The sequence below is a fragment of the Aquamicrobium sp. YD-1-mutant5 genome, from assembly GCF_059509755.1.
Genome location: NZ_JCAKKP010000001.1, coordinates 313,282 through 338,988, shown reverse-complemented (window position 1 = coordinate 338,988; position 25,707 = coordinate 313,282). Strand labels below are relative to the sequence as shown.

Sequence of the window (25,707 nt, the reverse complement as noted above, 5' to 3'; positions counted from 1 at the left end):
CTCGTCAGCTGTTCTCGACCATCATCGCCGAGACTTCGGCTTCGGCGACCTTTGCGCCGTCCACCATGCCTTCGCAAGCGAATTTCAGGATGTTGCCACGTTTCTTGATCTTGCGCACATGAATGCGCAGCTGGTCACCCGGAACCACTGGCTTGCGGAACTTGGCGTTGTCGATGGTCATGAAGTAGACGAGCGACGGCTGGTCCGCATTGGCGAGGCGAATGCAGATCGCACCGGCGGTCTGCGCCATGGCCTCGATAATGAGCACACCCGGCATAACCGGCTGACCAGGAAAATGGCCGAGGAAATGCGGCTCATTGACGGTGACGTTCTTGATGCCAACAGCAGAATCGTCACCATCGATCTCAACGATCCGATCGATCATCAGGAACGGATAGCGATGCGGCAGGAGCTTGAGCAGTTCCTGAATATCAACGGCCTCAAGCACGGAGCCGGCAACGTCAGCCATTCTTTTCCCCTTTAGATGACTTGGTGAATGCACGGATGGCCGACAATTCACGGAAGAAATCCCGCATCGGCTGTGCCGGCATACCTGCCCAGCGCTCTCCTGCGGGAATATCATACATCAGACCCGAGGACGCGGCGACCTGCACCCGGTCACCTACGCTGATGTGGTCCGCAATGCCAACGCGGCCACCCAGCATGACGAAATCGCCCAATGTGACCGATCCCGAAATGCCGCACTGGCCGGCAATCACACAGCCTCGCCCGATGCGCACATTGTGGGCGATCTGGACGAGGTTGTCGATTTTCGTGCCCTCACCGATAATCGTATCGGCCATCGCGCCACGATCCACCGTCGTATTGGAACCGACCTCGACATCGTCCTGAATAACGACCCGCCCGATCTGCGGCATGCGTTCCGGGCCCTTCGCGCCGGGAACGAAACCAAAGCCGTCCTGCCCGATGCGCGCACCGCCATGGATGATGACGCGGTCACCTATCAGGGCATACTGAACGGCCACATTCGGGCCGATATAGCTGTTGCGGCCGATCCGGCAGGAAGCGCCGATCACCGCGTTAGGGGCAATGACAGTCCCCGATCCGATTGCAACGCCGGGCCCGATGACCGCCCCCGCCTCAACGATTGCACCGGGCTCGATGGCAGCTGTGGGGTCAACATGCGCCTGCGGCGACACACCCTGCTCGGACGTAGACGGAACGGGTGTTGCGGCAGCCGGAAACATCAGCCGCCCGATATGGGCAAAAGCCTGCTGCGCACGCGGGTTGACGAGAACAGCCACGCCTGTCGGCGCCTTGTCGGCCAGTTCGACGGGGCAGAGAACGGCAGCGGCGTGCAGGTTCGACATCAGCGCTTCATTGCGCTTGCCGTCGACGAACACCAGCGCATGGTCTCCGCCTTCGAGGGCTGAGGCGATGGTTTCGATAACCGTGTCGGAATAGGCCGGATTCGCCAGCGTCGATCCGGTAAGAGTGGCCACCTCACCCGCCGTATAGCGGCGCGCGGGCACGAAAAACACCGGATCGGTCATTCGAGAGCAATTATCCTGTTTGCCCGGACAGTTCGGCCCGGGCGCGATCGCCCGGAGCCGCCGTTATCCGCTGTTTTAGAAGCGTGTCGACATGCCGAAGTTGAACTCCTGCACCTTGTCGGTCGATTCCTTGGCTACAGGAACCGCGTAATCGATGCGCAGCGGACCGAAAGGCGAAGCCCACATCAGGCCCACACCGACAGAGGCACGCCACTTCATGTCTTCTGAAGCCAGATTTGCGGTGGTCTTGTTGCCATAGAGGGTGGCAGCATCAGCGAAGACCGCTCCGCGCAGGCCGAAGCTTTCGGGAATGGCCGGCAACGGGAACTGCGCTTCAGCAGAAGCATGGAAGTAGGTCGTACCACCTAGGTGGCCGTCATAGTCTGCTTTATCGTAAGGACCGATCCCGTTGTAGTCAAAGCCGCGGATGATCCGATCATTGCTCTTGAAGTGATCGAATACTCGAAGTTCCTTACTTCCATAGCCCTCGATATGACCAGCACCAGCGGTCACAAGACCCACAATATCCATCTCCTCAGACAGAGTGTGATAAACCGATCCACGGGCAGTAAACTTAACGAATTTGGCATCGCCGCCAAGACCCGCAACCTCAGCGCCAACATTAGCAAAAATACCGTAATGCGGATTCTTCATATCATCGATGGTATTGTACACCAGATTGGCACTGACCGATGATTTATTCCAAGTCCCATCCGCAATCGCATCATGGATAGCCTGCGGAAGAGTTCCGCAACTAGGATCGTAGCCCGTGGTCGTCACACAGTTCTTATTATACTTATACTTCTCCTGCGAGTAGTTATAAGCAAGCTGCGTCGTGATGTTTTCGGTGATCGGCAGGCCGAAGCGGACGGTTGCGCCGGTCACTTCGCTGTTATAGCGCCTGTACTCGCGCGTGGACTTGAAGACATCGAAACCAGCGGCAATGCGGCGGCCGAGGAAGTACGGCTCAGTGAAGGAGACCATGAAGTCGCGCGAGTCCTTGCCGCCGCCCGCCGACAGGCGGATATACTGGCCACGACCCAGGAAGTTGCGTTCAGTGACCGAACCCTGCACCGATGCGCCGGGCGTATCGCCACCGGTCGAATAACCGGCACCGATGGAGAATTCACCCGTGGATTTCTCGACCACATCAAGAACCAGAACGACCTGATCCGGCTCGGAGCCCGGCGCCGTCGAAATCTCGACGCGCTCGAAGTAATCAAGGGCTTCGATGCGCTTCTTCGCGCGCTGCACGAGCACCTGGTTGAAGGCATCACCCTCACTCAGATCGAACTCGCGACGGATCACATAGTCACGCGTACGGCTGTTTCCGCGAATCTCGATGCGCTCGATATAGGCCTTGGCGCCCTGATCGACAGTATAGACCACCGAAATGGTGCGGTTTTCGAAATTGCGGTCGCCACGCGGCGTCACCTGCGCGAAGGCATAGCCGCGCTCGGCAACACGCTCGGTCAGTGCAATCAGCGTGTCCTCAACCGCTTTGGCGCTGTAAACGGCGCCCGAGCGGGTCTGAACCAGAGACTGGAGCGAATTCGGGTCGATCTCGCCGATCGAGCTGTCGACGCTCACATCACCGAAGGTGTAGCGAGGACCTTCGTCGACGGTGATGGTGACCGTGTACTGATTGGTGGCCTCATCCAGCTCGCCGAAGGACGACACGACCTGGAAATCGGCATAGCCGCGATTGTAGTAGAAGCGGCGCAGCAGTTCTTCGTCAGCGCGCAGCTTGTCGTCGCTGTAGACGTCATCCCGCAGCAGGAAAGACATGAAGTTGGAGCGCTTGGTGTTGACGACATCGGCCAGACGGCGGCTGCTGAACGCCTGATTGCCGACAAAATTCACCGCAGCAATCTTGGTGCGCCCGCCCTCAACCACATTGAAAATGACATTGACGCGATTGTTGCCGAGATCGACCACCTGTGAGGTGACAGCTGCATCCTCACGGCCGACGCGACGATAGGCATCCTTGATGGCTTCGATATCCGCATCGACGGCCGCCTGCGAATAGGGGCTGCGCGGCTTCAGCTGCACGGCGCCCGAAAGCTGTGCGTCCTTAACCTTCTTGTTGCCCTGGAACATCACCTGATTGACGATCTGGTACTCAGACACCGTCACGACCAGAGAAGAGCCAACCTGATTGATGCGCACGTCCGAGAACATGCCCGTGGCGAACAGGGTCTTCACCGCGTTGTCCACATCGGCGCTGGAGAAAGCGCGGCCCGGCTTGATCGCGATCTGGTTGCGAACCGTATCGGCATCGATGCGTGAATTTCCGCGAACCTCGATGCGGCTGACCACAGCAGCCTCAGCGGCAGACACTGACATCAACTGTACTGTGAACGCGCCCGGAACGACCAGCGCGGCGGACAATGCCGCCGCGGAAGCGGCGCTCAGAAACTTGGATGCTGCCTTCATCGGGCTATATAACCTTCTCGTATTCCACGGCGAGAAACCGGACACTCGGCCAAAATTCCCATACCGTATTAACCGGATTTTCCCTACACGCAAGGCTTCTGGTTAATTAGTGTTTACTTGGCCGGCCGGCGTTGCTTTCGCGTCACGCATATTCCGGACCATGGTAAACGCCTTATCAACGACCTCGCTCCCTGATCAGGATTCGTTCATGATTTCAACAGCCAAACAGGTCGTTCCAGAACACGAATCCCATGAATCCGAGAACCACGAGCATGCCAACCTTATATACGGCTTCCATCGTGCGTTCTGTCACGGGCCGCCGCAGAACGACCTCCATAGCATAGAAAAGCAGATGTCCACCATCGAGTGGCGGAATCGGCAAAAGATTCAGGATGCCTATCCCCACGGAAAGCAGCGCCACGAGCTGCACAAGCCAGTCGAAGCCCAGTTTGGCGGCCTGCGCCGACATGCCGGCAATCTTTACCGGCCCACCGAGCTGGCACTTATCCTCCCGACCGAACGCGAATCGCTTCATGAACTGGCCGGTACGCTCGATGATGTGGCCGGTTTCCGTCACGGCTGCTGAAAGAGCCTCGACAGGCGTGTAGGTGATCAGCCGCGGCTGGCCGAGCTCCTGATTGTTGACCACGCCGATGACCGCAACCTTGATCTTGTTGCCCAGTGCATCTTCCTGCTCCATCGGCTGCGGCGTCGCGGTCAGGCTGACCTCGCGCCCGTCCCGCAGCATGACAAAGGTAAGCGCATCGCCTGCCCGGCCCGAAACCAGCCGCTGCACATCCGCGAAGGTTTCCACCTTCTCGCCGTTTACGCTGACGAAGCGGTCGCCGGGCATGATGCCGGCTTCTTCTGCGGGGCTGCCCGCGTTGACGGTGGCGACCATCGGCTCGGCGACATAACGGCCATGGATCGAAAACATCACCGCAAACACGGCGATGGTGAGCAGGAAATTGAAAAGCGGACCGGCGAAGACGGTGGCCGCCCGCTTCCAGACCGGCTGCGTATGGAATGCGACGCGACGTTCAGCTTCGCTCAGCTCCGGGCCCGCATCATCGCCCACAGGGCTGGAGGTGACATTCATGTCACCCGCGAATTTCACATAGCCGCCAAGCGGTATGGCGCACAGCTTCCAGCGGGTGCCGCGCCGATCATTGAAACCCACAAGCTCCGGCCCGAAGCCGATAGAAAAAGCCTGCACGCCGATGCCACAGGCGCGGCCGACGAGGTAGTGTCCCATCTCGTGAACGAACACGACCACGGTCAGCACGAAAAGAAACGGCACCAGAGTGCCGAGCAATATACCTTCGGTGCTGAACAGCGCCTGCCAGATGTCGTTCAAATCAAGTCCTCGATTCGCCGGTTCATCTCGGGAAGAAGTGAACCGCTGCTGCGACTGATGCGCCAAAGCCGGCTGATCCCTCACGGATCGTCATCATCAGGCCGCCTACCCTCCAAACAGACCTTGTGCCGGATTGTCGGGGGAAGCGGCCAGACTGCCGATGACGTAAAGCGCAAGTGCCGCCACGACAAGTCCGTCAACCCGGTCCATGACGCCGCCATGCCCCGGAATGAGCTGGCTGGAGTCCTTCGCACCGTGCCGCCGTTTTACCCACGATTCGAACAGGTCGCCAATCTGCGACACGATCGAAAGCAGCAAGGCGGCAAGTCCTGCGAGCCCCTGATTGCCCGTTCCGGCCAAAGTAACGACCAGAACGCCCGCCACCACGCCTGCGACAGTGCCGCCAATGGCCCCGCTCCAGGTCTTGCCCGGCGAAATGGCAGGAGCAAGCTTTGGCCCGCCAACAGCGCGGCCAACAAAATAGGCCAGCGTGTCGGTGGTCCAGACGACGGCGAACAAAAACAGGATTGCCAGAAAGCCAGCGTGATCGGCACCACGAATATAAGCCAGCGCAAAACCGGACAGCGACGCATAGGCCAGACCCGCAGCGTCCCACTGACCTGTGCCGCGAGCCGCCCCGAAAGCGATAAGAATGACGACACCGGCGAGCGTCAGCGCCAGAAAGGTCAATGCGGGCACGCCGAGCGCCAGCGTCACCAGCAGTACAGCCATCAGAGCTTCGGGAAGCAGGTCCAGCCCTCGGGCGGGAGCCTGACGCGTCATCCGCGTCCACTCGTAGAAAACCGCCCCTGCAATCAGGACAGCCAGAAAACGGAACGGCACACCGCCCAGCCAGGTGAGCGTGAGGACAATGGCGGCAAGAATGACGCCCGATATGATTCTCAGCTGAAGGTTGCTCATCGCACGATTGCCGGCGCTACGGCCTCCTCAGGCGACAGCCCGCCGAACCGGCGCTCGCGTCCCGCATAATCACGCAATGCTTCCGCCAGATGATCGCTGCCGAAATCCGGCCAGTAACACGGAACGAATACAAGCTCGCTGTAGGCCGCCTGCCAAAGGAGAAAATTGGACAGCCGCAACTCGCCGCTGGTACGGATCACAAGGTCCGGATCAGGAATGTCGGCCGTGTCGAGCGACCGGGTGATGTCGTCCATTTCGATCTGCTGAGGCAGAATTTCTCCACGAACGGCAGCTTCCGCCAGCTTGCGCGCCGCGCGCACGATTTCGTCGCGGCTGCCATAGTTGAAGGCGATGACCAGCGTGAGACTGGTGTTCCCGCGCGTAAGGTTTTCAGCCTCTTCCAGCAGGCCGCCTATGTCGGGCTGGAGGGTTGCACGGTCTCCAATGATCCGCACCCGAACGCCGTTTCTGTGAAGCTCGGCCAGATCGCGACGGATGAACAGCTTCAGCAAGCCCATGAGATCCGTAACTTCGGACTTGGGCCTCGACCAGTTTTCGGAGGAGAATGCGTAGACGGTCAGGACGGAGATGCCGAAATCCGGCATGGCCCGGACAAGGTTGCGCAGGGCCTCGACACCGGCCCGGTGGCCGGCAACGCGCGGCAGGCCCCGGGATTTCGCCCAGCGCCCATTTCCGTCCATAATGATCGCAACATGCGTTGGGCTTGTCATTCGTCCGCCTTCAGGCCGGCTGATGCAACAGATCGCAAGCCAGGATTAAACCTGCATGATCTCCGTTTCCTTCTCGGCCAGAAGGCTGTCGATGGAGGAAATCGTTTCGTCGGTCAGCTTCTGAACCTGATCCGACTGCTTGCGCTGATCATCTTCGCTGATATCCCCGTCCTTTTCAGCCTTTTTCAGGGCATCCATGCCGTCCCGGCGAACATGGCGCACGGCAACGCGCGCGTTCTCGGCATAGGTGTGAGAGATCTTGACCAGCTCCTTGCGGCGCTGCTCGTTGAGCTCCGGCAGCGGAATACGCAGATTGTTGCCATCGACGATCGGATTGAAACCGAGATTGGCCTCACGAATCGCGCGATCCACCGCGCCCACCATAGACTTGTCCCACACGGAGACTGAAATCATACGGGGCTCGGGAACGGCGACGGTAGCCACCTGATTGATAGGCATGGCCGAGCCATAGGCCTGAACCTGAATCGCATCGAGCAGGTTCGAGGAAGCGCGCCCGGTGCGCAGGGAAGCCAGATCCTGCTTGAATGCGTTGATCGCGCCGTCCATGCGCCGCTTCAGGTCATCAAAATTGCCGCTCATGATCTTCTCCTCAGCCTGTCGTTCCAGGCTCGTCATTCACTATGTGCAAAAGCGGGCAGGCATTTCCTCCCCGCGAACCGTTCAATCGTCGGCAACGACCGTGCAGCGGCCACCGCCTCGCAGAATCTCTCCAAATCCACCCTGTGCATGGATTGAGTAGACGATTATCGGAATGTTGTTTTCCCGCGCAAGGGCAATTGCAGCCGTATCCATGATGGATAGGCCACGATTGATGACCTCGGCATGGGCAATGCGCTCGAAGCGGGTTGCGGAAGGGTCCTTCTTCGGGTCGGCCGAATAGACGCCGTCGACCTGCGTGCCCTTGAACAGCGCATCGGCGCCGATTTCGGCAGCGCGAAGGGCTGCGGCCGAATCTGTCGTGAAAAAGGGATTGCCCGTGCCGCCCGCGAAGATCACCACCTTGCCCTGATCCATATAGGCGGTTGCCTGCCGCTGCGAAAAACTCTCGCACAGCTCAGGCATGGCGATTGCCGAGAGAACGACCGCATCGACACCGATCTTGATCAGCGAGGTCCGCAGCGCAAGCGAATTGATCACCGTGGCGAGCATACCCATGTGGTCGCCGGTCACGCGGTCCCCGCCCTTGGAGGCTACAGCCACGCCGCGAAAAATATTGCCGCCACCGATAACGACGCCGACCTCGATGCCGAGGCTGCGGGCTTCCGCGATGTCGGAGGCGATACGGTCGACGACGGAAACATCGATGCCGAAATGCTGGTCTCCCATCAGGGCCTCGCCCGACGCTTTCAACAATACCCGTCGGTAAGGAAGCCTGCCCGTCATACTGATCCCCGGTAAAAGCGTTGAATGGCACTGCGGGGCCAATATGCCCCAGCCTGCATGTAATGGGCCGACCCGATACACGAAGGGCGCCGCGATGTCACGCGGCGCCCCTCGCAATATAACAGGCGGATGTCGAAGCTTACTTCTTGACCGTCGCTGCAACCTCGGCTGCAAAGTCGGTTTCTTCCTTCTCGATACCCTCGCCGAGAGCAAAGCGGAGATAAGCGGTGATCTTAGCCGGAGCACCTATTTCCTTCTCTGCTTCCTTCAGCGCGTCCGCGACGGTGACGTCGGGATTGAGAACGAAGGACTGCTTGAGGAGAACGACTTCCTCGTAGAACTTGCGCAGACGACCCTCGACCATCTTCTCGATGATGTTCTCGGGCTTGCCCGACTGGCGAGCCTGCTCGGAGAAGATGGCCTTCTCACGCTCGACGGCGGCCGGATCCAGGGCGTCGATGTCGAGCGCCATCGGATTGATCGCGGCGATGTGCATGGCAACCTGACGGCCGAAGGCAGCAGCCTTCTGCGCGTCGCCTGCGGTTTCGATGGCGACCAGCACGCCGAGCTTGCCCAGATTGTCGGCAACCGCGTTGTGCACGTAAGTGGCAACAGCGCCTTCGGACACGACAAGCTTGGCGGAGCGGCGGAAGCTCAGATTCTCACCGATGGTGCCGACCGCATCCTTGATGGTGTCGGTGACGGTCTTGTCGGAACCCGGATAGTTCGCAGCAGCCACAGCCTCGGTGTCGCCGAATGCAAGGGCGACCTTGGCGATGTTGCCGACGATCTGCTGGAAAGCTTCGTTACGGGCGACGAAGTCGGTCTCGGAATTGACCTCGACCAGCGCTGCCTCGCGCAGCCCCTGATCGATGCCGATCAGACCTTCGGCTGCCGTGCGGCCGGCCTTCTTGTCTGCCTTGGCGATACCCTTCTTGCGCAGCCAGTCGACCGCAGCTTCCATGTCGCCATTGGTCTCGGCAAGGGCGGCCTTACAGTCCATCATACCCGCGCCGGTAAGCTCGCGGAGCTCTTTGACCTGTGCTGCTGAAATGCTCATTCTATGCCTCTTCGTTCAGAAACGGGAATGCGCACCGCCGGATTTTCAGCGATGCGCCATGCCCGGACGCTCAATGCGTCATATAGCGGAAAACACGGGGCCTGACGGCCCCACGCCTCAGGCTTCCGGCGATGCTTCGCCGGCGGGCGTTTCGGTCAGTGCCGGCTCGACGGGAGCCTCTGCCGAAGCGCCGATATCGATGCCGAGCGCGCCCTGCTGACGGGCGATGCCGTCGATCGCAGCCTTGGCGATCAGATCGCAATAAAGCTGGATTGCGCGGGCAGCGTCGTCGTTGCCGGGGATCGGGAAGTCGACCTTGTCCGGGTCGCAGTTCGAATCGATGATGGCAACCACAGGAATGCCAAGACGCTTGGCTTCCAGAATGGCGATCGCTTCCTTGTTGGTATCGATGACGAACATCAGGTCCGGCGTCGAGCCCATGTCCTTGATGCCGCCGAGAGCCTTGTCGAGCTTCTCGCGCTCGCGCTCAAGGTTCAGGCGCTCCTTCTTGGTGAAGCCCTGTGCATCGCTGGCCAGAAGCTCGTCGAGCTTGCGCAGACGCTGGATCGAGTTGGAGATCGTTTTCCAGTTGGTCAGCATGCCGCCGAGCCAGCGCGAGTTGACGTAGTACTGAGCCGAACGCTGGGCAGCGTCGGCAACGATGTCCGAGGCCTGACGCTTGGTGCCGACGAACAGGACGCGGCCGCCGCGGGAGACGACATCCGAAACCTGCTTCAGGGCCTGATGCAGCAGCGGAACCGTCTGCGACAGATCGATGATGTGGACGTTGTTACGGGCGCCATAGATGTATGGGGCCATCTTCGGGTTCCAGCGGTGGGTCTGGTGGCCGAAGTGCGCGCCTGCTTCAAGAAGCTCGCGCATGGTGAAATCTGGCACTGCCATTCTGTAGTTCCTTTCCGGTTAGCCTCCACGGACATCGGCATCCGGGGGTCTGCCCCGATGCCACCGGAGGTACCGGCCGGATTTCTCCCGGCACGATCCCAAAGTCCGTGTGTGGAATGGTCGCGCATATATCGGCTCGGGCAGCAAAACGCAACCCGGGTGGCGAAAAGGTTCACGCTGCCTTGCGAAACGCCCTGCCCCGGCCCGACACGCGCACGCGCCGGAAGATCGCCACGATCTCCTCACGGCTGCATTCGACAGCGCCCAGTCGCAGCGCACGGTCGCGCTCGAGGCCGGTGATGTCGTAATGCGGCGCGGATGTTTTCGGCGGCCCCTGATAGGAAGACAGCTTCAACCCGAGCCGCGCCGCGAAACCATGCAGTTCGGCAGTATCGTCGGCCATCAGATGACACCAGCGCCGGCCCGCGAAGTGCCATATGGGAGCATCCACATAGACCGCCATCGCAAGCGCCTTACTTCTTGCAGGAGCCGGCGCGGGCTCCGTCGAACAGCGACAGATCGACAAGCTTCCCGGTCATCGAGAAGTCGCCGTAGTCCATCTGCAGATCCCGTGTCAGCCCGTTTGCATGCATCTTGAAGCTGATGCGGTATTCCGGCATTTCCTCGCCGCCGTCGGTTTCAGCGGGATTGAAATAAGCGATATCGACCGGCCAGAACTTGTCCTTTTTCAGCGCTGCCAGCACCGGAAGCTCGGGATCCTTGCCGTCCGCTTCGGCCGGCTTTCCGATGACGACGGTGGTCAGCATGGTGCGGTCGGCATCTTCCGAACCGTCATACAGGCTGGTCTCGTAGAAGTTCTCGCCCTTCTCCGCCTTGTCGATCAGCTCGACCATGTGCTGGGTCGGGAACTGGGTGAGATCGAGCGTCACCGTGTTCGGCTCAGGCTTGTCGATGTCGACGCGCACCGAATCCTGTTCGCGATGGGCGGTGCCCTTCACTTCCTTTTCCAGATTCTGGTCGACGAAGGATTTGGTGACGAAGGAAAATGTCTTGCCGTCGCCATCCTCGAATGTCGTCGTCTGCTGGTCGGTCATGCGCATGGCGTCGGTGGTGCTGATGCGCGTGACCAGACGGAACTTGACCGTGTAGCCGTCGCATTGCGAGCCGTCGAACTCATACACCATGCGCCCCGATATGCCGGTGATGCCGGAGCGCTCGTTAGCCTTGTTCAGAGAGATGTCATAAACGGCGCGGTGGGGCTGCAGAACCGGTGCTGCAAAGGCTGGAACGGTGGAAAAAATGGTCGGAAGCAGGATGGCGGTATAGGCAAGGCGCGTTGCGCGCATGTACAAGCTCCGGTCATGGCAGCCGGCCGTTCCGGCGGCGGGAATGGCCAAGCATAAAAATAGTCGTGGCGGAAGCGAGGCAAAAATTGCACTTTCAGCTGCACCGCCACAGGGGCATCAAGCAATAGGGAATTACCATGAGCGAAACAATCGAAAAGCGGCTGAACGATCTGGGTGTGACGCTGCCTGTGGCTGCGGCACCTGCCGCCAACTACGTTCCGTTCGTGAAAAGCGGCAATTTGCTGTTCCCTTCCGGCCAGCTGCCTATCAAGGATGGCAAGCTCGCCGTGACCGGCCTGCTCGGCAAGGATGTCGATCTGGCTGCCGGTCAGGAGGCCGCGAAGCTGTGCGCCATCAACGTGCTTTCCCAGGCCAAGGCGGCACTCGGCGATCTGGAGAAGATCAGGCGGCTGGTGAAGATCACCGTCTACGTGGCTTCGGCCCAGACTTTCACCGAGCAGCATCTGGTCGGCAACGGCGCTTCCGATTTCTTCGTGGCCGCACTCGGCGAGCGTGGCAAGCATGCGCGCGTCGCCATCGGCATGGCCGCTCTCCCGCTCAATGCCTCGGTCGAGGTCGAGGCGATTCTCGAGGTCGAATAAGTTCAGATGACCAGTCTCTCCTGGCTGACGGCACGCCCGATCGCACATCGGGGCCTGCATGATCTCAACAACAAATGTTGGGAAAACACCCTGTCGGCGTTCTCCGCCGCCGTGGAGCGTGGCTACGCTATCGAATGCGATGTGCAGCTGACCAGCGACGGGGTTCCGATAGTCTTTCACGACGGGGACCTGAAGCGGCTGACGGGAGAAGATGGCTTCGTATGGCAGAGAACCGCGGCTGAAATGGCCGCGCTCAGGATCGGCGGCACCGCGGACCATCCGCCGACCCTCGATGAAATGCTGGAACTGGTCGGCGGCCGCGTGCCGCTGGTGATCGAGCTGAAGGGAACGCCGGGCCATGACGACGGCCTCGTCGAGGCGGTCGGCCAGCGCCTCAAATCCTCTCAGGGCGAAGCGGCGATCATGTCCTTCGATCACTGGCTTATCCGCGATTTCGGCCACCATGCGCCCGGCATTCCGGCCGGGCTGACCGCCTGCGGGCGCCGCCAGCACGAGATAGAAGCCCATTTCACCATGCTGGCGCACGGCATTTCGTTCGTGTCCTATGCGGCAGGGGACCTGCCGAACAGCTTCGTGTCGTTCGTTCGTGAAAAGCTTGGCATGCCGGTCATCACATGGACCATCCGCGACCAGCCCGCCGTGGATCTCACCTTCAGATATGCCGACCAGATGACTTTTGAGGGATTCGAGCCGCCGGTGGCCAGCACCTGAGCTGGCCGCGGGCTTGCACCTCCCTGCCGGCAGCTTAAGTAAACCGGATGGATCAGGGCAACGATCAGGCAAACAGCAAAACCACCGGGCATGTCGTTCGCGTTGTCGGCGGCATGGATGGCTTCACGCGTGGTGAATGGGACAGCCTTTCAGGCTCACAAAAAACATGCGGAAATCAATATAACCCATTCATTTCATATGATTTCCTAAGCGCCTTGGAAGAATCCGGATGCGTCGGCGGGCGCAGCGGCTGGCAACCTCATCACCTGAGGCTCGAAAGCGCGGAAGGTGTCCTTGTCGGCGCGATACCGTGCTATGCCAAATCGCACAGTCAGGGCGAATATGTTTTCGACCACGGCTGGGCGGATGCATTCGAGCGCGCCGGCGGCCGCTACTATCCCAAGCTGCAAAGTGCTGTTCCGTTCACACCCGCCACGGGTCCGCGCCTGCTCGTGGCCGGTGGATGCGATCCACTCATCGTCAAAGCCGGACTGGCTGAAGCGCTCCGCATGGTTACCGACAGGCTTGGCGTCTCCTCCGCGCATGTCTCGTTCCTGCCGCAGGACGATGTGGCCCTGATGGAGGCAGCCGGTTTCCTGCACCGCACCGACCAGCAATTCCATTTTTTCAACGAAGGCTTTTCCGGCTACGATGATTTTCTGGCCACGCTGGCGTCGCGCAAGCGCAAGGCGCTGAAGAAGGAACGGCGCGAAGCGCTGGCTGACGGCATCAGCATAGACTGGCTGACGGGCAGCGATCTTACCGAGCGCGTCTGGGACGACTTCTTCACCTTCTACATGGACACCGGCTCCCGCAAATGGGGCCGTCCCTATCTCAACCGGCAATTCTTCTCCATGATAGGCGAGAGGATGGCGGACGACATTCTGCTGGTGATGGCGAAACGCAACGGCCGCTATGTTGCCGGCGCGATCAATTTCATCGGCTCCGACACGCTCTTCGGCCGCAACTGGGGATGTATCGAGGACCACCCTTTCCTGCATTTCGAGGTCTGCTACCATCAGGCGATCGACTTTGCCATTGCCAACAAAATCAGGGTCGTAGAGGCAGGTGCTCAGGGTGAACACAAGCTGGCGCGCGGCTACCAGCCTGTCACCACGCATTCGATGCACTACATCGCCAATCCATCATTCCGCCGGGCGGTGGCAGACTACCTCCGGCGCGAAAGGCAGGAGGTCGGGCTGATGGGTGATTATCTGGCGGAGCACACCCCGTTCCGCAAAGACGATCAGTGAACCACCGACTTCGAGAACAGGTTGATCACCAGCACGCCGGCCATGATCAGCCCCATCCCGACCAGCGCCGGCAGATCCAGCGATTGCCGGAACAGCAGCCATCCGATGGCGGTGATGAGGATGATGCCCGCTCCGCTCCAGATGGCATAGACGATGCCCACCGGCATGGTGCGCAGGGTCAGGGCGAGGAAATAGAAAGCAAGCGCATATCCCAGAATCGTCATCAGCGAAGGCAGAAGCCGGGTAAAACCATCGGTCTGCTTCAGCGCCGTTGTGGCGATCACCTCGAATATGATTGCCACAAACAGGTAAAGATAAGTCAGGAGCATCGTGCTCACCCTTGATTCGCATATCAATCCGATATGATCATGCCCCAGAGCGGCAGGCACCCGGATAAATCCGGGCTGCCGCTCCATATATGTGCTTGCCGCATTTACGCAACGTCAGGTGAGCCCACTTGGCTGCAAAATGCTCCAGAAGAGAACGAGAGACCAGCATGGCCTACGACACAACCAACATCTTCGCCAGACTCCTGCGCGGCGAAATCCCGTCACATCGCGTCTACGAGGACGAGCATACGATTGCGATCATGGATGTGATGCCGCAGGGCGTCGGCCATACGCTGGTTTTGCCCAAGACCCCGTCGCGCAATTTGCTGGACGCCGATCCCGAAACACTGGGCGCGCTTTTCAGGACGGTCCAGAAGGTGGCAAATGCGGTGAAAAAAGCCTTCGATGCCGATGGCGTCGTCGTTTCCCAGTTCAACGAGACGGCAGCCGGCCAGACGGTATTTCATCTGCACGTCCACATTCTGCCGCGCTTCGAGGGCGTTGACCTCGGCAAGCACGCCATGGAAATGGAAAAGCCTGAAATTCTGGCTGCGAACGCGGAGAAAATCCGGGCCGCGCTGGCGCAGTAACCAGCTTCAGCCAATTGCAGGGATCAGGAAAAAAGGCCCCGTTTCCGGGGCCTTTTTGTTGTTTACTTTCGCGGAAGTTGCGGCACCAGACTGCGCTTGCCGGCGTCCTTTGGCTTAGGCGTAGCCTTGGCCGACGCAGCCTTCTTCACGGGAACCTTCTTAGCCGCCGGCTTGCGGGCCTTCGGCTGCTCTTCCGGTTCCTTCTTCGGCTGGACTTTCGTCTCCTCGGGCAAAGTCTCCAGCTTCAGGCCGGTTTCGCCCGTGTCCTTCGTCTCGACGGTGACACGGACCGTGCCGCCCTTGCGCAGCTTGCCGAACAGCACTTCCTCGGCCAGCGGCTTCTTGATGTGCTCCTGGATCACACGACCGAGCGGACGCGCGCCCATGCGCTCGTCATAACCCTTGTCAGCCAGCCATGCGACGGCCTCGTCGGAGAGGTCGAAGGTCACGCCGCGCTCGGAAAGCTGGGCCTCAAGCTGCATGACGAACTTCTGCACCACCTGATGAATCACCGGCACCGGCAGCGAACCGAACGGGATGATCGCATCGAGACGGTTGCGGAACTCCGGCGTGAACAGCCGGTTGATCGCCTCCGTGTCGTCGCCTTCGCGCTTCGAGGACCCGAATCCGATCGCGGCTTTCGCCATGTCGGCAGCACCCGCATTGGTGGTCATGATCAGGATCACGTTGCGGAAGTCGATCTGCTTGCCGTTGTGGTCGGTCAGCTTGCCGTGGTCCATCACCTGCAACAGGATGTTGAACAGGTCCGGATGGGCCTTCTCGATCTCGTCCAGCAGCAGCACCGAGTGCGGATGCTGGTCGATGCCGTCGGTAAGCAGGCCGCCCTGATCGAAGCCGACATAGCCGGGAGGGGCACCGATCAGCCGCGATACGGTATGGCGCTCCATATATTCCGACATGTCGAAGCGCAGCAGTTCGACCCCGAGCGATGCGGCAAGCTGCTTGGCAACCTCGGTCTTGCCGACGCCGGTCGGGCCGGAGAACAGGTAGGAACCGATCGGCTTGTCGGGCTCGCGCAGGCCGGCACGCGCCAGCTTGATCGCCGAGCTCAGCGCTGTGATCGCGGTATCCTGACCGTAGACGACGCGCTTCAGCTCGTTCTCCAGACCGGCCAGCACCTTCTCGTCATCGGCCGAAACCGTCTTGGGCGGAATGCGGGCCATGGTGGCGATGGTGGCCTCGATCTCGCGGATGCCGATCGTCTTCTTGCGCTTGTTTTCCGGCACCAGCATCTGCGAAGCGCCGGTCTCGTCGATCACATCGATGGCCTTGTCCGGCAGCTTGCGATCGCTGATGTAGCGGGCCGAAAGCTCCACCGCGCCCTTGATGGCGTCGTTGGTGTACTTGACCTTGTGGAACTCTTCGAAATAGGGCTTCAGCCCCTTCATGATCTCGATGGCGTCCTCGACGGTCGGCTCGTTGACATCGATCTTCTGGAAACGGCGAACAAGCGCCCTGTCCTTCTCGAAGAATTGGCGAAACTCCTTGTAAGTCGTTGATCCGATGCAACGAATTGCACCGGAAGACAAGGCGGGCTTGAGCAGGTTGGAGGCATCCATCGCGCCGCCCGAGGTCGCACCCGCACCGATGACGGTGTGGATTTCATCGATGAACAGGACGGCGCCCGGATAGTCTTCCAGTTCCTTCACGACCTGCTTCAGGCGCTCCTCGAAGTCACCGCGATAGCGCGTTCCGGCGAGCAGCGTGCCCATGTCGAGCGCAAAGATGGTCGCGTCCGCCAGCACTTCCGGCACATCGCCCTCGACGATGCGCTTGGCCAGACCTTCAGCGATGGCGGTCTTGCCGACACCGGGATCGCCCACATAGAGCGGGTTGTTCTTCGAGCGGCGGCACAACACCTGGATCGTGCGGCTGATCTCCGGTCCACGACCGATCAGCGGATCGATCTTGCCGGCGCGCGCCTTCTCATTGAGATTGACGCAATAAGCGGTCAGCGCATCCTGCGCCTTCTTCTTTCCGTCCTCATGCTGTTCGCCGGCGGCTCCGCCGGGCTGATCGTCCTCTGCACCGCGCGGAATGCGCGCCTCAGAGGCGCCCGGCCGCTTGGCGATGCCGTGGGAAATGTAGTTGACCGCGTCGTAGCGGGTCATCTGCTGTTCCTGCAGGAAGTAGGCTGCGTGGCTTTCGCGCTCGGCGAAGATCGCCACCAGCACGTTGGCACCGGAGACTTCCTCGCGACCTGAGGACTGCACGTGGATGACGGCGCGCTGAATCACGCGCTGGAAACCAGCGGTCGGCTTCGAGTCCTCATCATAGCCCGTGATGAGGTTATCGAGTTCGGTATCGATGTAGTTCAGGACCGTCTGCCGCAATTCGTCGAGATCGACGTTGCAGGCGCGCATCACGGCGGCCGCTTCGGTATCGTCGATCAGCGCCAGCAGCAGATGTTCCAGCGTCGCATATTCATGGTGGCGCTCATTGGCGATTGTCAGCGCCTGATGAAGTGCCTTTTCCAAGCCTTGGGAGAAAGCCGGCATGTTACCTCACTTCTTCTCCATCACGCATTGCAGCGGATGCTGATTTTGTCGGGCGAAATCCATGACCTGAGACACTTTCGTCTCGGCCACCTCGAATGTGTAAACGCCACATTCTCCCACACCGTGGTTGTGCACATGAAGCATGATACGCGTGGCGGCCTCCCTGTCCTTCTGGAAAAAACGCTCCAGAACGTGCACGACGAATTCCATTGGCGTGTAGTCGTCGTTCAGGATCAGCACACGATAGAGGCTTGGCCGCTTGGTCTTGGTCTGCGTGCGCGTGATGACCGCCGTTCCACGACCGCCACCGTTGCCACGTTGGTCTTTCTGCATTCGTACTGTATTTTGCGTGGCCACCAGACTGCCAGTCACTTTATCCCTGCCTCTCGATCCAGCCCCAAGGGCAAACCGACATGTAGGTCGTTATTGTGGAATTTTAAGCCCTTCTTCGCCACTGACAATACGCAGACAACACCAATAATGCGTCAACGGTGAAATCCGGGCTTTGCACACAGGCTGGAAACGCAAAAACCCGGCTGCGCGATGCGCAACCGGGTTCTTACCGGCGCGTGCCGGCAAATGAGTCTGTCGAAACTTAGCTGGCCTTGGCCACGATGCCTTCGAACGGCTTGTAGGCTTCCTTGGCGAGATCCGAATAGAGATCTCCGAATTTGGTCGCTTCGGCGACGAAGGACTCGTAAGCCTGCTTGGCATAGTCGGTCTGGATCGCCAGCGCGTCCTCGAAGGACTTGGCCGACAGAAGCTTCTCGAAAGCGGCGCTGCCGGTCTCCAGGCTCTTCTTGGTGTATTCGCTGGCCTCTACGGCAATCGCCTGAGCGCCCTTGGACAGAGAAGCAAGGCTCTTGAGGCCCGAATCGGCGAATTCCTTGCCGTATTTGCTGAAGTCTTCGTAAGCGGTCTGGGACATCGGATGCCCTCCTTCGTGGGATCGGATTGGCCGGACGCAAAATGAATGACCGGCATTTGTGCGATGCCAGATAAAATATTGTGCATTGCACAAAATGTCAACTGGGCGGTTGTCGGCCGGCAATTGCTAAAATTCCCATAAAATTAACCTCGACTGCGCCGAAAATGGTGAACGCGCCGGTTACCATAAACGGATTGGTAACGGTGGGTGGATAGGGTCTGTCAAAATCAGGCTGGGATAGGACCTTTGCCATCCCCTCCGCAATGAAACCCAAAGGAAGTAACAGTGCGTAAGGCGTTCTCGGGTATCGTTTCCCTTTCCGTGCGTTCTTTCCGGGTCGTGGCGACGGCCACGGCAGCCGCAGTTTTTCTGGCTGGCGCCACCGTGACATCACAGGCAGCGGCCAATGACGCTGCCATCGTGATCGACGCCAACACCGGCAAGACGCTTTATTCATCCAATGCCAATGCGCGGCGCTATCCGGCCTCGCTGACCAAGATGATGACGCTGTATCTGACCTTCGAGGCGCTCTCGAAGGGCAAGATCAGCAAAACCACGCAGGTTCCCTTCTCTGCCAATGCAGCAGGAGAGCCGCCGACCAAGCTGGGCGTTCGTTCGGGTGGTTCAATCACCGTGGAAACGGCGATCCTGTCCATGGTCACGAAGTCCGCCAATGACTCCTCGACCGCCCTTGCGGAACTGCTCGGCGGCAGCGAGGCTAATTTCGCCAAGATGATGACGGCCAAGGCCCGCTCGCTCGGCATGACCAATACCGTGTTCCGTAACGCGCACGGACTGCCCAATCCGGGCCAGTTCACCACAGCGCGGGACATGGCGACGCTCGGCATGGCGCTGCGCGAACATCACCCCCAATATTATGGCTATTTCGCTGAACGCTCCTTCATGTATGGACGCCAGCGCATCAATGGCCACAACCGCCTGCTTGGCCGGATCAAGGGCGTGGACGGCATCAAGACCGGCTACACCCGCGCCTCGGGTTTCAATCTCGTTTCCTCAGTCTCGATCGACGGCCGCAAGCTGGTTGCCGTGGTCATGGGCGGCAAGTCCGGCGCCAGCCGCGACAATGAAATGGCGCGCCTGATCAATGCCTACCTACCAAAGGCGTCGCAGCGGGGCGGCGGGGCGCTGATCGCCCGCGCGGACAACGACACCGCTTCCAAGGCGATCGCCAGGGTCTCGCTGCCCAAGCACGACGCTCCAACCCCTGACTTCAAACCCGGAACGGACGTCGAAGCCGTCATTGCAAGTGCGGCTCCGGTTCCCGCCCGCGCGCCGAAGCCCAAGCTTCCGGTGGCGATGGCTGCGCCTGAACCCGCAGACATCCCGTTTGCACAGGCTTATTCCGGCCCTGAGCCACAGCAGATTGATCCGGTCAACACCGCTTCCCTGCCGTCAGGGTGGGTCGTGCAGGTGGCTTCCTCGCCCAGCAAGTCCGAAGCGGAAGCCGCGCTCGACAAGACAGCCGCGCAGGCCCGCGCCGTTCTTGCCAGCGCCTCCGGCTACACCGTTCCCTTCAGGAAGGGCGGCGTGACTTACTTCCGCGCCCGTTTCGGCGGCTTTGAGACGCAAACTGCGGCGCTGCGGGCCTGCACCGCCCTGAAGAAGCAGCGCATCGAATGCTTTGCCGTGCAGCAATAAGCTGCCCGGCAACAAACTCCCGGAAATGTTCGGTATCGAAGGAGTGTCAGTGGTGATCGGAGAAAAGCAGGTAGCCGGTTCAGCCAACCCTGTTCTCCAGGACAGGGAACCGGCCAGCGACATCGGAACGCAGGCCCTTTATCAGGCCGCCACGCGGCTGAAGAATATCCGGCCCGGCAATTCGCGGTTCAAGACGCGGGATCTCGTCGGCCTTCTTCTGAGCCATGGCGCCCGCACATGGCGCAATACGCAGCCTGTGGTTCGCATCCGCCTGAAGGTATGCGCACCCGGCGGAATGCCGGGCCTGAAACTCAGGTTCAGGGATTAGTTTTCGCAGTCCAGAGCTGGCAGGCGGATTACAGCAGCCCCAGTTCCGCCAGTTCCTGACGAAGCTTGGGCGGCAGTTCGACCAGACCCGCCCCTCCCTTTCCGACATCGGCCGGCGCATCTTCGGCCTTCAGATAGCGCCATCCCTGAAACGGTCGTCTCGGCTGCCATTCGGTCCGGATGATCTCCGGCGCCAGAACGATCTTGCAGCGGCCGATGCCCTCATTATCGGTAAATGGCCTTATCTCCGTGATCAACTGGCGGCACTGGACGCTGCCCTTGATCACCCAGTACATCGACCCGCCATCGGTAATTTCGGGGCCGCGCGTCGGCACCATGCGCGTGACATGCCAGTGCTCGGCCGGCTCGCCATTGCGCCGACGCTCTTCGAGCCGGTGAGCGACCCACGCTTCGAGATCCTCGACGCTTTCACAGCCGACGCACAGTTTGAGAATGTTCAGAGCCATGAGGGGAAACTAACGTCTGGCGACGCGTCATTCAACGCGGCGCGAGGTTTTGCACAATTGCGTTACCTGACAGCGAAATGAGCGCTCAGCACTCCACCACATTGACGGCAAGACCGCCAAGGCTGGTTTCCTTGTAGCGCTCATTCATGTCGGCGCCGGTCTGCCGCATCGTCTCTATTGCCGCATCCAGCGGCACGAAATGCTGGCCGTCGCCCTTGATGGCGAGCGATGCGGCCGTCACGGCCTTCACCGCGCCCAGCGCGTTGCGCTCGATGCAGGGCACCTGCACCAGTCCACCAACGGGATCACAGGTCATGCCCAGATGATGTTCCAGCGCGATTTCCGCAGCGTTCTCCACCTGCTCGGGCGTACCGCCCATCACGGCGCACAGGCCCGCAGCAGCCATGGCGGAAGCGGAGCCCACCTCCCCCTGACAGCCGACCTCAGCGCCCGAAATCGAGGCATTGGTCTTGATGATGCCGCCGATGGCAGCAGCAGTGAGCAGAAAATCACGGATGGAAGCCTGATCGGCCTCGGGGTGAAAATGCAGCCAGTAGCGCAGCACGGCCGGCAAGGTGCCGGCGGCACCATTGGTCGGCGCAGTGACGACACGCCCGCCGGCGGCGTTCTCCTCGTTCACCGCCATCGCATAGATCGACAGCCAGTCGTTGGCGAGAAGCGGATTCGGCCGGTTGCGGCTCCATTCCTCCTGCAGCTTGTCGTGCAGTTGGCGCGCGCGCCGGCGCACCTTGAGGCCGCCCGGCATGATGCCTTCCTGCGACAGGCCCCTGTCGATGCAGCCCTTCATGGCAGCCCAGATGCCATCGAGCCCACCGTCGAGCTTCTCGCGCTCCATATAGGTTTCTTCGTTGATGCGCTTCATCTCGGCGATGGAAAGCCCGCTCCGTTTCGCCATCGCCAGCATTTCCACTGCGTTCTTGAAGGGATACGGCACCTTCTTGCCTTCGGTGGTGACAGAGCCGCGCTGCTTTATGCGCTGCAACTCCTCTTCGGAAACGACGAAACCGCCGCCGATGGAATAGTAGATGCGCTTGAGCAGCACCCTGTCACCGGCGTCATAGGCATAGAAGCTCATGCCATTGGCGTGGCCCTTGAGCGGCGTCTTCTTGTCGAGAACCAGATCGGTTGCCGGATCGAAATGGTAGGTGGGATGGCCAGGCGGCGTCACGCGCTTTTCAGCGGTCACCTTCGCGACAATGGAATCAGCTTCATCGGGATCGACGTTGACCGGTACAAGGCCGGTAAAGCCCAACACGACAGCCCGGTCGCTGCCATGGCCGACACCGGTATAGGCCAGCGAGCCATGCAGACTTGCGCCGACGCGGCTCACCTTTGCCCCGGCCGGGCGCGGCCAGTCGTCGGACAGGATTTCCGCAAGGAAACGTGCGGCCGCCGTCATCGGCCCCATGGTGTGGGAACTGGAAGGGCCGATACCGATCTTGAAAAGGTCGAAAACCGAAAGAAACAAGAACCATCACCTCACAGAAACAGCCAATGCAGATTGGCATATCATGCTTATATAATGTTTCCTGTCACCATTTGCTGCACTTTTCGATGAGCCAGCGACAAGCGCTGCCTGCTGCGGCTGCAGGCTCTCCTGTGGTAAAGGATGACCATGCTCGATTCCTACCATCTGTCGGCGGCCGATTTCGGCGCACTGGCTTTCTTCCTTCTGGCCTGGGGGCTGCACACGCTGGCCTCTGACGGCTGGCTGTTCCATCGGCCATCACTCACCATGGCGATGAACCGGCAGCGCGAAATATGGATGCAGCGCATGGCCGAGCGGGAGATCCGCATCGTCGACACCGCCATCATGAGCGGATTGCAGCAGGGAACCGCTTTCTTCGCCTCAAGCTCCCTGATTGCAATCGGCGGATGTTTTGCGCTCATTGGCGCATCCGATCAGGTGATCGGCGTGCTTTCCGATCTCCACCTTCAGGGTGCGGCCACGCGCATGGCTTTCCAGCTCAAGGTCGTCGGGCTGGTGATCATCCTGGCCTTCGCCTTCTTCAAGTTCGGCTGGTCATACCGGCTCTTCAACTACTGCTCGATCCTGATCGGCGCCGTGCCTGTCGCCCATGGGGAGATGGCGCGCAATCCGCAAACCCGCAACGCCGTGATGCGCGCGGCAAAGATGAACCAGCTTGCCGGCAAACATTTCAATTCCGGCCTGCGCGCGATTTTCTTCTCGATCGGCTATCTCGGCTGGTTCGTCGGACCGGTAGCCTTCATTCTGTCGAGCGCGTTGCTGGCGGTCGTTCTGATGCGCCGCCAGTTCTTTTCCAATGCGCGCGAAGCCGTTCTGACGGAAATGAACGATCAGTCTGCGGGACCGGGAAGCGGCGAATCGATACGGCCCGACAGCCAGTAGGCGAGCAAGCCGATCCATTCGCGCAGGCCGACCGTCAGATTCTGGAGTGAGTCGGACACATTGTCCTGCGCCGGGCCGAAATACTCGTTGCCGGCAGTGCGGTAATCGGCCGGCCACGGCACCACGTCGAATCCGGCCTTGCGAAACAGGCCGACCGATCGGGGCATGTGGAAGGCGGACGTGACCAGAAGCCATGTCTCGCCCGCCTGCGGCTTGACGATTTCGCGTGTGAAAACGGCGTTTTCGTATGTATTGCGAGACTTGTTTTCGAGAACCAGACGCCCGGGCTCCACGCCCAGCGCAGTCAGCAGCCGGGGGGCGGTGTCGCCATCGCCCTCACCTTCCAGCATCATGCTGCCGGTACCGCCGGTCACCACCACCCGGGCCTCGGGATAGCGTCTGGCGAGAACTGCCGCCTCGACAAAGCGATCGCCGCTTGCGTTCAACTCGTAGCCGCCGCGCACAAGGTTCACGCCGCCCTCGAAGCCACCACCCAGCACGATGATGCCGGCGATTCCGGCAGGGGCAGGATCAGGGCGGGAAAACCGATCCTCCAGCGGGTGCAGCATCAGCGCACCGGTCGAAGTCCATGCACCGATGGCCAGCACAAGAAACGCGATGGACGAGAAGAAGATAGACAGACGGCGCCACCCGACGATGGCGAGCATGATCCCCGCCAGCGCCGTCAGGCCGATCAGGTTGATCGGCTGCATCACGAACCAGAACAGCTTGGAGAGATAGAAGAACATGTCTTATCCCTCCCGGGCAGGTGCTACCACCACTTCTGCGGCTGGAAGGTTCCGGCTGCCTGCTCCACGACGTGCGCCGTACGGAACAGGGTCTCTTCGTCGAAAGGCCGGCCGATAAGCTGCAGTCCCAGCGGCAGCCCCTGATCATTGAGGCCGGCCGGCACGGAAATGCCGGGAAGACCTGCCATGTTCACCGTCACCGTAAAGATGTCGTTGAGATACATCTTCACCGGATCGCTCGCCATTTCCTTGTCGGCAATGCCGAAGGCAGCCGATGGCGTGGCAGGCGTCAGGATCACGTCCACGCCTGCCGCGAAGGCATCGTCAAAATCCTTCTTGATCAGCGTGCGGACCTTCTGTGCCTGCAGATAATAGGCATCGTAATAGCCGGCGGACAGGACATAAGTGCCGATCATGACACGACGCTTCACCTCGTCGCCGAAGCCTGCGGCGCGGGTGTTCTCGTACATCTCCACGATGTCCTTGCCCGGAACCCGCAGACCATAACGCACGCCATCATAACGGGCGAGGTTCGAGGAAGCCTCGGCCGGCGAGATGATGTAATAGGTCGGCAGCGCATATTTCGTATGCGGAAGAGAAATATCGACGATTTCGGCGCCGGCCTCCTTCAGCCAGGCGATGCCCTGCTGCCAGAGCGCTTCCACTTCCTGCGGCATGCCGTCGACACGGTATTCCCTCGGAATGCCGACCTTCATGCCTTTCACCGACTGCCCGAGCGCCGCCTCATAATCCGGCACCGGCAGATCGACGGAGGTGGTGTCCTTCACATCGACGGAAGCCATCGACTTCAGGAGGATGGCCGCATCGCGCACGTCGCGGGCGATGGGGCCTGCCTGGTCCAGGGACGAGGCATAGGCAACGATCCCCCAGCGCGAACAGCGGCCATAGGTCGGCTTGATGCCAACGGTGCCGGTAAAGGCAGCCGGCTGACGGATGGAGCCACCCGTATCGGTTGCGGTCGCACCGGCGCACAAAAATGCCGAAACCGCAGCGGCCGAACCGCCAGACGAGCCGCCGGGAACCAGATCGGCGTCCGAGCCTTTCGCCCGCCACGGGTTTTTCACCGGGCCGTAATAAGAGGTCTCGTTGGAAGAGCCCATGGCGAACTCATCCATGTTGAGCTTGCCCAGCATCACCGCGCCATCGGCCCACAGATTGGCCGTGACGGTCGATTCATAGCGGGGCCTGAAACCGTCGAGCACATGGCTGCATGCCTGCGTGTGGACGCCTTCCGTCGCGAACAGGTCTTTCACGCCAAGCGGAATGCCTTCGAGCGCGCCACCCTGCCCCGCAGCCAGCCGCGCATCGGAGGCCTTCGCCATGTCACGGGCCTTGTCGTGGGTAACGGCCACATAGGCGTTGAGCTTGTCGTTGGACGCATCGATCGCGCCAAGATAGGCGTCGGTCAGTTCCGTGGCGGAAATTTCCTTGTCGCGCAGCTTCTGGCGCGCCTGCGAAATCGTCAGTCTGGTAAGATCGGTCATCGAAATTTCTTCTTCCGGAAAC

27 protein-coding genes are annotated in these 25,707 nt (G+C 60.5%); 7 read left to right on the top strand and 20 right to left on the bottom strand.

Going from position 1 to position 25,707, the window contains the following annotated elements; all coding sequences use genetic code 11:
* Positions 1-4: 4 nt before the first annotated feature.
* The 12 genes from fabZ to AC5XE7_RS01590 form a co-directional block, all read right to left on the bottom strand.
* Positions 5-469 carry a 3-hydroxyacyl-ACP dehydratase FabZ gene (gene fabZ, locus AC5XE7_RS01645; protein ID WP_287942823.1) on the bottom strand — a complete coding sequence of 155 codons (465 nt, stop codon included), beginning with the start codon at positions 467-469 and terminating at the stop codon, positions 5-7.
* On the bottom strand, positions 462-1,514 hold the full coding sequence (lpxD, locus tag AC5XE7_RS01640; RefSeq protein ID WP_495364414.1) for a UDP-3-O-(3-hydroxymyristoyl)glucosamine N-acyltransferase: 1,053 nt from the start codon (positions 1,512-1,514) through the stop codon (positions 462-464). Before lpxD ends, fabZ begins: the two co-directional genes overlap by 8 nt.
* Positions 1,515-1,589: 75 nt before the next feature.
* Complete coding sequence (gene bamA, locus AC5XE7_RS01635; protein WP_495364655.1) at positions 1,590-3,950, bottom strand: outer membrane protein assembly factor BamA; 2,361 nt, start codon at positions 3,948-3,950, stop codon at positions 1,590-1,592.
* Positions 3,951-4,164: 214 nt separating this feature from the next.
* Entirely contained in the window at positions 4,165-5,307 is a 1,143-nt protein-coding gene (rseP, locus tag AC5XE7_RS01630) for an RIP metalloprotease RseP (protein WP_495364415.1), read from the bottom strand.
* A gap of 105 nt (positions 5,308-5,412) precedes the next feature.
* A complete protein-coding gene (locus AC5XE7_RS01625; protein WP_495364416.1) occupies positions 5,413-6,228 on the bottom strand; it encodes a phosphatidate cytidylyltransferase in 816 nt (271 codons plus the stop codon).
* Positions 6,225-6,959: an isoprenyl transferase gene (locus AC5XE7_RS01620; protein WP_495364417.1), complete on the bottom strand. Its 735-nt coding sequence runs from the start codon at positions 6,957-6,959 to the stop codon at positions 6,225-6,227. Before AC5XE7_RS01620 ends, AC5XE7_RS01625 begins: the two co-directional genes overlap by 4 nt.
* Positions 6,960-7,004: 45 nt before the next feature.
* Complete coding sequence (frr, locus tag AC5XE7_RS01615) at positions 7,005-7,559, bottom strand: ribosome recycling factor (RefSeq protein WP_280197466.1); 555 nt, start codon at positions 7,557-7,559, stop codon at positions 7,005-7,007.
* Positions 7,560-7,640: 81 nt separating this feature from the next.
* The gene (gene pyrH, locus AC5XE7_RS01610) at positions 7,641-8,363 is read right to left on the bottom strand and encodes a UMP kinase (protein ID WP_495364418.1); all 723 of its coding nucleotides are present in this window, start codon (positions 8,361-8,363) and stop codon (positions 7,641-7,643) included.
* Positions 8,364-8,502: 139 nt separating this feature from the next.
* A complete protein-coding gene (gene tsf / locus AC5XE7_RS01605) occupies positions 8,503-9,423 on the bottom strand; it encodes a translation elongation factor Ts (RefSeq protein ID WP_495364419.1) in 921 nt (306 codons plus the stop codon).
* A gap of 117 nt (positions 9,424-9,540) precedes the next feature.
* A complete protein-coding gene (gene rpsB, locus AC5XE7_RS01600) occupies positions 9,541-10,326 on the bottom strand; it encodes a 30S ribosomal protein S2 (protein WP_183830288.1) in 786 nt (261 codons plus the stop codon).
* Positions 10,327-10,498: 172 nt separating this feature from the next.
* The gene (locus tag AC5XE7_RS01595) at positions 10,499-10,789 is read right to left on the bottom strand and encodes a DUF4031 domain-containing protein (protein WP_495364420.1); all 291 of its coding nucleotides are present in this window, start codon (positions 10,787-10,789) and stop codon (positions 10,499-10,501) included.
* Between the two features lie 10 nt (positions 10,790-10,799).
* Entirely contained in the window at positions 10,800-11,633 is an 834-nt protein-coding gene (locus AC5XE7_RS01590; protein ID WP_495364421.1) for a cell envelope integrity EipB family protein, read from the bottom strand.
* Positions 11,634-11,770: 137 nt separating this feature from the next.
* Between AC5XE7_RS01590 and AC5XE7_RS01585 the strand changes: the two genes are divergently transcribed.
* Genes AC5XE7_RS01585 through AC5XE7_RS01575 form a run of 3 tightly spaced genes read left to right on the top strand, consistent with a single transcriptional unit; the run spans position 11,771 to position 14,220 of the window.
* Positions 11,771-12,235 (top strand): RidA family protein, encoded by a 465-nt coding sequence (locus AC5XE7_RS01585; protein WP_280197469.1) that lies wholly within the window; start codon positions 11,771-11,773, stop codon positions 12,233-12,235.
* A 6-nt stretch (positions 12,236-12,241) separates the two neighbouring features.
* Positions 12,242-12,967, top strand: a complete 726-nt coding sequence (locus AC5XE7_RS01580) for a glycerophosphodiester phosphodiesterase (RefSeq protein WP_495364422.1) — start codon at positions 12,242-12,244, stop codon at positions 12,965-12,967.
* 47 nt (positions 12,968-13,014) lie between these two features.
* On the top strand, positions 13,015-14,220 hold the full coding sequence (locus tag AC5XE7_RS01575; protein WP_495364423.1) for a GNAT family N-acetyltransferase: 1,206 nt from the start codon (positions 13,015-13,017) through the stop codon (positions 14,218-14,220).
* Here AC5XE7_RS01575 and AC5XE7_RS01570 read toward each other — a convergent pair.
* Complete coding sequence (locus tag AC5XE7_RS01570; RefSeq protein WP_425291441.1) at positions 14,214-14,549, bottom strand: DMT family transporter; 336 nt, start codon at positions 14,547-14,549, stop codon at positions 14,214-14,216. The two genes, AC5XE7_RS01575 and AC5XE7_RS01570, sit on opposite strands and share 7 nt — an antisense overlap.
* Positions 14,550-14,716: 167 nt before the next feature.
* Here AC5XE7_RS01570 and AC5XE7_RS01565 point away from each other — a divergent pair, with 167 nt between their 5' ends.
* Positions 14,717-15,139, top strand: a complete 423-nt coding sequence (locus AC5XE7_RS01565) for an HIT family protein (RefSeq protein ID WP_287943217.1) — start codon at positions 14,717-14,719, stop codon at positions 15,137-15,139.
* Positions 15,140-15,201: 62 nt separating this feature from the next.
* On the opposite strand, the gene clpA is transcribed toward AC5XE7_RS01565, so the two are convergent.
* From clpA to AC5XE7_RS01550, 3 genes are all read right to left on the bottom strand, one after another.
* Positions 15,202-17,658: an ATP-dependent Clp protease ATP-binding subunit ClpA gene (clpA, locus tag AC5XE7_RS01560; protein ID WP_495364424.1), complete on the bottom strand. Its 2,457-nt coding sequence runs from the start codon at positions 17,656-17,658 to the stop codon at positions 15,202-15,204.
* A 6-nt stretch (positions 17,659-17,664) separates the two neighbouring features.
* Entirely contained in the window at positions 17,665-17,991 is a 327-nt protein-coding gene (gene clpS / locus AC5XE7_RS01555; RefSeq protein WP_210307345.1) for an ATP-dependent Clp protease adapter ClpS, read from the bottom strand.
* Positions 17,992-18,253: 262 nt separating this feature from the next.
* Entirely contained in the window at positions 18,254-18,586 is a 333-nt protein-coding gene (locus AC5XE7_RS01550) for a phasin family protein (protein WP_183830316.1), read from the bottom strand.
* Positions 18,587-18,871: 285 nt separating this feature from the next.
* Between AC5XE7_RS01550 and AC5XE7_RS01545 the strand changes: the two genes are divergently transcribed.
* The gene (locus tag AC5XE7_RS01545) at positions 18,872-20,245 is read left to right on the top strand and encodes an SPOR domain-containing protein (protein ID WP_495364425.1); all 1,374 of its coding nucleotides are present in this window, start codon (positions 18,872-18,874) and stop codon (positions 20,243-20,245) included.
* Positions 20,246-20,294: 49 nt separating this feature from the next.
* Positions 20,295-20,573, top strand: a complete 279-nt coding sequence (locus tag AC5XE7_RS01540; protein ID WP_495364426.1) for a hypothetical protein — start codon at positions 20,295-20,297, stop codon at positions 20,571-20,573.
* Between the two features lie 28 nt (positions 20,574-20,601).
* Here AC5XE7_RS01540 and AC5XE7_RS01535 read toward each other — a convergent pair whose 3' ends face one another.
* Positions 20,602-21,039 (bottom strand): DUF1489 family protein, encoded by a 438-nt coding sequence (locus AC5XE7_RS01535; protein WP_495364427.1) that lies wholly within the window; start codon positions 21,037-21,039, stop codon positions 20,602-20,604.
* 85 nt (positions 21,040-21,124) lie between these two features.
* Positions 21,125-22,528, bottom strand: coding sequence for an L-serine ammonia-lyase (locus AC5XE7_RS01530; protein ID WP_495364428.1), 1,404 nt, complete (start codon positions 22,526-22,528; stop codon positions 21,125-21,127).
* Positions 22,529-22,675: 147 nt separating this feature from the next.
* Between AC5XE7_RS01530 and AC5XE7_RS01525 the strand changes: the two genes are divergently transcribed.
* Positions 22,676-23,431: a DUF599 domain-containing protein gene (locus tag AC5XE7_RS01525; protein ID WP_495364429.1), complete on the top strand. Its 756-nt coding sequence runs from the start codon at positions 22,676-22,678 to the stop codon at positions 23,429-23,431.
* Here the strand turns inward: AC5XE7_RS01525 and AC5XE7_RS01520 are convergent.
* Both AC5XE7_RS01520 and gatA read right to left on the bottom strand, forming a co-directional pair.
* Positions 23,380-24,180, bottom strand: coding sequence for a YdcF family protein (locus AC5XE7_RS01520; protein ID WP_280197477.1), 801 nt, complete (start codon positions 24,178-24,180; stop codon positions 23,380-23,382). The two genes, AC5XE7_RS01525 and AC5XE7_RS01520, sit on opposite strands and share 52 nt — an antisense overlap.
* Positions 24,181-24,203: 23 nt before the next feature.
* Positions 24,204-25,685 carry an Asp-tRNA(Asn)/Glu-tRNA(Gln) amidotransferase subunit GatA gene (gene gatA / locus AC5XE7_RS01515; RefSeq protein WP_495364430.1) on the bottom strand — a complete coding sequence of 494 codons (1,482 nt, stop codon included), beginning with the start codon at positions 25,683-25,685 and terminating at the stop codon, positions 24,204-24,206.
* Between the last annotated feature and the right edge of the window lie 22 nt (positions 25,686-25,707).

Coding starts and splice junctions, on each gene's coding strand:
- fabZ (WP_287942823.1), bottom strand. CDS start 469: ATGGCTGACGTTGCCGGCTCCGTGCTTGAGGCCGTTGATATTCAGGAA.
- lpxD (WP_495364414.1), bottom strand. CDS start 1,514: ATGACCGATCCGGTGTTTTTCGTGCCCGCGCGCCGCTATACGGCGGGT.
- bamA (WP_495364655.1), bottom strand. CDS start 3,950: ATGAAGGCAGCATCCAAGTTTCTGAGCGCCGCTTCCGCGGCGGCATTG.
- AC5XE7_RS01625 (WP_495364416.1), bottom strand. CDS start 6,228: ATGAGCAACCTTCAGCTGAGAATCATATCGGGCGTCATTCTTGCCGCC.
- AC5XE7_RS01620 (WP_495364417.1), bottom strand. CDS start 6,959: ATGACAAGCCCAACGCATGTTGCGATCATTATGGACGGAAATGGGCGC.
- frr (WP_280197466.1), bottom strand. CDS start 7,559: ATGAGCGGCAATTTTGATGACCTGAAGCGGCGCATGGACGGCGCGATC.
- pyrH (WP_495364418.1), bottom strand. CDS start 8,363: ATGACGGGCAGGCTTCCTTACCGACGGGTATTGTTGAAAGCGTCGGGC.
- tsf (WP_495364419.1), bottom strand. CDS start 9,423: ATGAGCATTTCAGCAGCACAGGTCAAAGAGCTCCGCGAGCTTACCGGC.
- rpsB (WP_183830288.1), bottom strand. CDS start 10,326: ATGGCAGTGCCAGATTTCACCATGCGCGAGCTTCTTGAAGCAGGCGCG.
- AC5XE7_RS01595 (WP_495364420.1), bottom strand. CDS start 10,789: ATGGCGGTCTATGTGGATGCTCCCATATGGCACTTCGCGGGCCGGCGC.
- AC5XE7_RS01590 (WP_495364421.1), bottom strand. CDS start 11,633: ATGCGCGCAACGCGCCTTGCCTATACCGCCATCCTGCTTCCGACCATT.
- AC5XE7_RS01585 (WP_280197469.1), top strand. CDS start 11,771: ATGAGCGAAACAATCGAAAAGCGGCTGAACGATCTGGGTGTGACGCTG.
- AC5XE7_RS01580 (WP_495364422.1), top strand. CDS start 12,242: ATGACCAGTCTCTCCTGGCTGACGGCACGCCCGATCGCACATCGGGGC.
- AC5XE7_RS01575 (WP_495364423.1), top strand. CDS start 13,015: ATGGATCAGGGCAACGATCAGGCAAACAGCAAAACCACCGGGCATGTC.
- AC5XE7_RS01570 (WP_425291441.1), bottom strand. CDS start 14,549: ATGCTCCTGACTTATCTTTACCTGTTTGTGGCAATCATATTCGAGGTG.
- AC5XE7_RS01565 (WP_287943217.1), top strand. CDS start 14,717: ATGGCCTACGACACAACCAACATCTTCGCCAGACTCCTGCGCGGCGAA.
- clpA (WP_495364424.1), bottom strand. CDS start 17,658: ATGCCGGCTTTCTCCCAAGGCTTGGAAAAGGCACTTCATCAGGCGCTG.
- clpS (WP_210307345.1), bottom strand. CDS start 17,991: ATGCAGAAAGACCAACGTGGCAACGGTGGCGGTCGTGGAACGGCGGTC.
- AC5XE7_RS01550 (WP_183830316.1), bottom strand. CDS start 18,586: ATGTCCCAGACCGCTTACGAAGACTTCAGCAAATACGGCAAGGAATTC.
- AC5XE7_RS01535 (WP_495364427.1), bottom strand. CDS start 21,039: ATGGCTCTGAACATTCTCAAACTGTGCGTCGGCTGTGAAAGCGTCGAG.
- AC5XE7_RS01525 (WP_495364429.1), top strand. CDS start 22,676: ATGCTCGATTCCTACCATCTGTCGGCGGCCGATTTCGGCGCACTGGCT.
- AC5XE7_RS01520 (WP_280197477.1), bottom strand. CDS start 24,180: ATGTTCTTCTATCTCTCCAAGCTGTTCTGGTTCGTGATGCAGCCGATC.
- gatA (WP_495364430.1), bottom strand. CDS start 25,685: ATGACCGATCTTACCAGACTGACGATTTCGCAGGCGCGCCAGAAGCTG.